Here is a 6,107-nt window from a genome sequence, read left to right on the forward strand (position 1 = left end):
AAGGATAGGGAGTGGTTTATTGAAACCTTCAACTAACCGGATGTTAAACCGTATCAAATCCGTCTACATGTTTATTAGTAAGCGTGGAACTGTCACAACACAAGAGCTAGTGGAGGAATTTGGTATTACTCCGCGAACGATTCAAAGAGATTTGAATGTGTTAGCTTATAATGACTTGGTGCAAAGCCCAAGTCGTGGAAAATGGACAACAACTAGAAAAAAAGTGAAAATGACATCCTAAAAAAGAATGAAACAACCAAGATTTTAATTTGGATAATAAAGCAAACCTCACGATGATCTGCCAGAAAAAGCTATCGCTATTCCTGACAGTCAAAGTGAGGTTTTTGCTGCATCTTTTTTTTACACAGCTATCCACTATTTAAAGTATTTATATAATCTCTAGGCGCGACCAATCAAGAAGAAAGCTTCATGCTATTTACAAATTATCTATTAATCATTTACTTGATAATTTTGCAATCGTTCTGTTTCTTCTTCCGTTAACTCCCGATATTCCCCTAACTCTAATGTTTCGTCAAGCTCTAATGGTCCCATTGAAATCCTTTTTAGGTAAATGACCTTTTTACCAACACTCTCAAACATTCTTTTTACTTGGTGAAATTTCCCCTCGGAAATGGTCAGCTCGATATCGGAGGTTTCTCCAGATTTTAAAACAACGAGATGTCCTGGCTTTGTAAGATATCCATCATCTAGAACAACACCTTTTTTAAATGCCGCCACATCTGCTTCTCCTACCTCTCCTTTTATAACGGCAAAATAGGTTTTAGGAACATGCTTTTTCGGTGACAGTAATCGATGTGCCAATTTCCCATCATTTGTTAGAATCAGTAATCCTTCCGTATCCTTATCCAACCTTCCTACCGGAAATGGATTATATACAGAGTCCTCTATTTGCAGAATATCAATTACTGTTTCTTCCCTCGTATCCTCTGTTGCTGAAATAAGCCCCGGCGGTTTATTCATCATTAAATAGATAAACTCCTTGTACTCGATTATTTCATCATATAAGGATACTTCATCCTTTTCTGGATCCACTTGATATTTTGCATCTTTTATTATCTCATCATTTACTTTTACTGCTTTATTTTTCAGGAGCATTTTCACTTCTTTTCTGCTCCCGTAGCCCAAATTAGCGAGCATTTTGTCAATTCGCATGTAAACTCAACCTCTATCTATAATTTCTTGTTTTTAAAGGCGCTTTGCTTATTATTTTATATAGGATTGTTTCTAGTACATTTCATAACCTACACTAAATTAAAAAGGAAGTTTTAGCTTTTGTTTTATTCTAACTGCTTGATTTCCGAATATGCGATAGATTAATTTGGATCGGAATGCTAGATAAACGTATATTAAAATTCCGAAAGCTGCTACAATCACTACCATTAAAAGGGAAGCTATAACGGATTCTGTTGATAAGAATAATTGGAGTAATTGATATACAATCGTTGCGACGATATACATGATAATCGAAAATCCAATAATGAGAATGCCTCTACGAATAACGACCTTAAATGAATATTGCGCGTATGCTTTTATTACTCCTAAATTAATCAAGATAGATACAGTATATCCTAATGTAGTGGCAAGTATTGCACCGTTTGTTTCCCATCTTTCAATAAAGGGCGTATTTAAACTTAGTTTAATTAGAATACCAACCAATAAACTTAAAATGGTAAAGCGTTGCTCATTTAACCCTTGTAAGATGGAAGCTGTTACTGGATATAGGGAAAATAGAATAGCAACTGGTGCATACAATTTCAATACTTCTGCGCCCATTATAAGATCTTCTGTCCCATAGAATAATCGATAAACAGGTTCAGCCAGTACAGACAGTCCAATACATGCAGGTAACGTAATAAATAATAATACTTGGAAAGTTTGATTTAGATTTGTCGTTAAATCTGAACGGTCTTCTTTTATAAAAGCTCTTGTAATCATTGGTATTAAAGCCATTGAAAAGCCTGTTGCAAGTGAGACTGGGATAATGATAATTTTATGTGTTTGGTAATTAAATATATTTAAAGCTGTCTCAGAAATAGAGGTCAGTCCAATGCTACTCATAGCACGGTTAAAGGTTACAGTATCAACTAATTGAAATAAAGGATTAGCAACTCCTACAAAAACAAATGGAGCAGCAGACAAAAGAATTTCTTTATACATAGAACGTAAACGAATATCTGTTTGCGTGCCTCTATCATATAATAAAAGGTTGTCGTACTCATCTTTACTTCTTCTCCAATACAATAAAAGCACCGCTAATCCACCAATTGCTCCAACAAATGCCGCAAAAACGGAAATACTGACAGCAGTAATCAACTTTCCTTTTAATACAAATAGAACAATTGCTGATCCTCCAAGCAAGAACACAATTCGAACAATTTGCTCTATTACTTGAGAGACCGCAGAGGGAGTCATTGCATCATGCCCCTGAAAAAACCCTCTGATTAAGCTCATAAATGGAACGACAATCAATGCAAAGCTAACTGCCCGAATAACAGTAGTAACTTGACCTACGGTTGAAGTTAAATCATCGTCTGATATAATAATTCCCGCTAGAAAGGGCGCAACTGCATATAAAGCTATAAAGGAGAGGATTCCACTGGCTAGCATAATCATTAAGCCTGACTTAAACAGCCTTCTCCCTACCTTATATTCTCCCATTGCATTATATTTCGAGATAAATTTGCTTACAGCCAGAGGTATACCAGCTGTTGCAATACTGATTACAATAGTATAAGCTACATAAGAATATTGATATAATACGGTTCCTTGTTTTCCAACAATCATATTAAATGGTATTACATAAAATAACCCTAACGCTTTGGATATAATCGTCCCAAGTGTTAAAATAAATGTGCCTTTAAGCAATTTTGATGACATATAATCCCTTCCTTAAACGAAGCTCTCTTAAAACGTTACATAAATATGTATTTTACCACGAAAATAGGCAATAAAATATATACGATTAAAAGTAAATATGAACAATTTTTTACACACTATTAGTAGTTTACCCTTTCTTAAAAAGAAACGCTACTTTTAAAAAACCGGGAGTAAATACCTAGTAGCTTTATTTATGAAAAAGAGAACCCAATTGGGATAGAAAGAAAAAAGGAAACTTCATATTAGAAAGTAGGATGAAATATGCAATATGATGTAATCGTGATTGGCGGAGGGCCATCAGGATTAATGGCTGCGATAGGTGCAGCTGAACAAAACGCAAGTGTATTACTGATTGATAAAGGAAATAAACTCGGCCGAAAGTTAGCCATTTCGGGTGGTGGACGGTGCAACGTTACGAATCGTTTGCCAATAGAGGAAATCATTAAGCATATTCCAGGAAACGGACGTTTTCTTTATAGTGGATTTTCCGAATTTAACAATGAAGATATTATCTCTTTTTTCGAAAAGCTTGGAATCGCCTTAAAGGAAGAGGATCATGGAAGAATGTTCCCGGTGTCTAACAAGGCGCAATCGGTCGTTGATGCCCTATTAAGTGAATTAAATAGATTAGGAGTTACCATTCAAACAAATTCTCCTGTTAAAACGGTAAATTACCATGTAAATCATACAAAGACAGTTATTTTACAAAATGGAGAAACAAAAACCTGTAAAGCACTTATTATCGCAGTAGGCGGAAAGTCTGTTCCTCATACTGGTTCTACCGGTGATGGCTATGCATGGGCAAAAAAAGCTGGACATACGATTACTGATCTTTTTCCAACAGAAGTACCAATTACCTCCAAGGAAGCTTTCATTCAGAATAAAACCTTACAAGGGGTCTCATTAAGAGATGTGGCATTAAGTGTTCTTAATCCAAAAGGAAAACCAATTATTACGCATCAAATGGACATGATTTTTACCCACTTTGGAATTAGCGGACCAGCTGTGTTACGTTGCAGTCAATTTGTTGTAAAAGCGATGAAAAAGTGGAATTTAGATGAAGTGAAGGTTTCCATTGACTCTTTCCCTGATACGAAGGAAGAAAAGCTTTTTCAAGATATAATGTCTTTACTTAAAAATGAACCGAAAAAAGCAATTAAAAATACGTTAAAGGGTCTGTTGATCGAACGATATTTACTCTTTTTATTAGAATTAGCAAATATTGATCCAGCAGCTACATGTGCAACTGTTTCCCAAGATAAAATAAGACAGTTTGTGAGTTTGTGTAAAGCCTTTACCTTTCATATAAATGGAACATTACCGTTAGAAAAGGCTTTTGTCACAGGCGGCGGTGTTTCCATTAAGGAGATTGCACCTAAAACGATGGAATCGAAAATGATGGAAGGCTTGTTCTTCTGTGGTGAAATATTAGATATTCACGGATATACTGGAGGCTATAATATTACTTCTGCGTTTGTAACTGGTAGGCTAGCAGGCGTGAATGCAGCTCTTGTTGCAAAAAGCATTTAAGAAAACAAAAGCAGATGTGCTTGTTTTAAGTCACTTCTGCTTTTGTTTTCTTTTTATGTTCTATAAATGATCATCGAGGAAAAGCAATAGATTTGCTCCTCTTCATCCTCTTGCATAGCTGCCACATTATATTTTATATCTATCAATTTTTTCTCATCTATTTTCTGTAAGAATTTATTCATTTGCAATTCAAGATCTTTCTCGTGCTCTTGATCAAATAGTTTTACTTTTATCATATTCTTTCTCTCCCTATTATTTAGTAGGTATATTTAAAGGATAGACAAAATTCTTACTATTCAATCAATTAATTGAGTTTTTTTCTACTTTTATATATGTCTTCTATTTGAAAATTCCTCTATTAATATTTGTAAGGTTCTTTCCGAAAGACTGTTGTTTTGCATTTCATCCCATTGATTTCCACTACAGACAATTGCCCTCTGCTCCAAACAATTCAGGATTTTCCATTTAAAAAGCTTAAACTTACAAAAAAAGAAGCATAAGAAAGGGTAAATCACCTCATCCTCGTGCTTCCATTTCATACTTCTTTAAACTGTTTTACCATGCCAATCTAGCATGCCGCCTTCCATATTTACTACTTTAAATCCTTGGTCTTGTAAGTAGTAACATACGTTTTCGCTTCGTCTGCCGGAACGGCAAATAACGATGTACTCTTTATCTTTTGAGAAATAATCTAGGTTTTCAGGGATGCTATTCATCGGAATATGCTTAGCGCCAGGAATTATTCCTTCAGCAACTTCTTCGTCTTCACGTACATCCACTAATTCTAGGTTTTCATTTTTATTAAGCTTTTCTTCTAATTCTTCCGTCGAAATGGTTTTTATTAAATCCATTCTAATCCCTCCATTAATACCTTTTTTACTGTGTGTATAATATTATCTCATTGTAATATAGAGTAATTTGCTAGAATATGCAATTCGTTTGCCCATATTGATGTAAAAAGGAGGCTGGTCAAACAGACCAGCCTCTTCTCTTTAATTCGCAACTATATTAACTAATTTACCTGGAACTGCAATTACTTTACGCACTTGCTTCCCGTCAATTTGTTCTTTTACTTGACTGTCTTCCATTGCAATTTGCTCCAATGCATCTTTATTTGCATCTGCTGGAACCATTAGTTTTGTTTTTACTTTTCCATTAATCTGGATAACTATTTCTACTTCATCATCGACTAATTTTGCTTCATCATATGCTGGCCATGCTTCATAAGCAATAGATTTATTAGAACCAGTAATGATTTGCCATAGCTCTTCTGTCATATGGGGACAAATCGGTGAAAGTAATTTCACAAATCCTTCTACATATTTCTTTGGAATGCGATCCGCTTTATAGCATTCATTGATAAATACCATCATTTGCGAAATAGCCGTATTGAAGCGAAGTGCTTCAAAATCCTCTGTTACTTTTTTAACTGTTTGATGATAAATTTTATCAAGGCTCTTCATTTCCTCTATATTTTGAACTTTAGAAGAAAGCTCTCCATTATCATCTACTAACAATCTCCAAATACGATCAAGGAATCTTCTTGAACCGTCAAGGCCATTTGTTGACCATGCAATCGCAGCATCTAATGGCCCCATGAACATTTCATATAAACGAAGCGTATCTGCACCATGGCTAGCTACAATTTCATCTGGATTGACGACATTTCCTTTAGATTT

At 34.9% G+C, this 6,107-nt stretch carries 7 protein-coding genes; 2 read left to right on the forward strand and 5 right to left on the reverse strand.

Going from position 1 to position 6,107, the window contains the following annotated elements; genetic code table 11:
• Positions 1–19: 19 nt before the first annotated feature.
• A complete protein-coding gene (locus RTL21_RS09665) occupies positions 20–241 on the forward strand; it encodes a DeoR family transcriptional regulator (RefSeq protein WP_016202849.1) in 222 nt (73 codons plus the stop codon).
• A gap of 209 nt (positions 242–450) precedes the next feature.
• Here the strand turns inward: RTL21_RS09665 and RTL21_RS09670 are convergent, their stop codons facing one another.
• Both RTL21_RS09670 and RTL21_RS09675 read right to left on the reverse strand, forming a co-directional pair.
• On the reverse strand, positions 451–1,173 hold the full coding sequence (locus tag RTL21_RS09670; RefSeq protein ID WP_312095671.1) for a pseudouridine synthase: 723 nt from the start codon (positions 1,171–1,173) through the stop codon (positions 451–453).
• Between the two features lie 99 nt (positions 1,174–1,272).
• On the reverse strand, positions 1,273–2,898 hold the full coding sequence (locus RTL21_RS09675) for a putative polysaccharide biosynthesis protein (RefSeq protein ID WP_312095672.1): 1,626 nt from the start codon (positions 2,896–2,898) through the stop codon (positions 1,273–1,275).
• Between the two features lie 261 nt (positions 2,899–3,159).
• Between RTL21_RS09675 and RTL21_RS09680 the strand changes: the two genes are divergently transcribed.
• Positions 3,160–4,428: a BaiN/RdsA family NAD(P)/FAD-dependent oxidoreductase gene (locus RTL21_RS09680; protein WP_312095673.1), complete on the forward strand. Its 1,269-nt coding sequence runs from the start codon at positions 3,160–3,162 to the stop codon at positions 4,426–4,428.
• A 53-nt stretch (positions 4,429–4,481) separates the two neighbouring features.
• On the opposite strand, the gene RTL21_RS09685 is transcribed toward RTL21_RS09680, so the two are convergent.
• From RTL21_RS09685 to RTL21_RS09695, 3 genes are all read right to left on the reverse strand, one after another.
• Positions 4,482–4,664, reverse strand: coding sequence for a sporulation protein Cse60 (locus RTL21_RS09685; RefSeq protein WP_016202853.1), 183 nt, complete (start codon positions 4,662–4,664; stop codon positions 4,482–4,484).
• 309 nt (positions 4,665–4,973) lie between these two features.
• Positions 4,974–5,279: a rhodanese-like domain-containing protein gene (locus RTL21_RS09690; protein ID WP_312095674.1), complete on the reverse strand. Its 306-nt coding sequence runs from the start codon at positions 5,277–5,279 to the stop codon at positions 4,974–4,976.
• A gap of 141 nt (positions 5,280–5,420) precedes the next feature.
• Positions 5,421–6,107, reverse strand: a 687-nt coding sequence (locus RTL21_RS09695) for a class I tRNA ligase family protein (protein ID WP_312095675.1), incomplete at its 5' end; no start/stop codon positions are given.

It is taken from the genome of Niallia sp. (assembly GCF_031978665.1).
In the GTDB taxonomy this organism is placed as follows: Bacteria; Bacillota; Bacilli; order Bacillales; family Cytobacillaceae; genus Niallia.

What these genes read in the sequence shown, in the direction of transcription:
- RTL21_RS09680 (WP_312095673.1), top strand. Translation starts at nt 3,160, where the DNA reads ATGCAATATGATGTAATCGTGATTGGCGGAGGGCCATCAGGATTAATG.
- RTL21_RS09685 (WP_016202853.1), bottom strand. Translation starts at nt 4,664, where the DNA reads ATGATAAAAGTAAAACTATTTGATCAAGAGCACGAGAAAGATCTTGAA.
- RTL21_RS09670 (WP_312095671.1), bottom strand. Translation starts at nt 1,173, where the DNA reads ATGCGAATTGACAAAATGCTCGCTAATTTGGGCTACGGGAGCAGAAAA.
- RTL21_RS09690 (WP_312095674.1), bottom strand. Translation starts at nt 5,279, where the DNA reads ATGGATTTAATAAAAACCATTTCGACGGAAGAATTAGAAGAAAAGCTT.
- RTL21_RS09675 (WP_312095672.1), bottom strand. Translation starts at nt 2,898, where the DNA reads ATGTCATCAAAATTGCTTAAAGGCACATTTATTTTAACACTTGGGACG.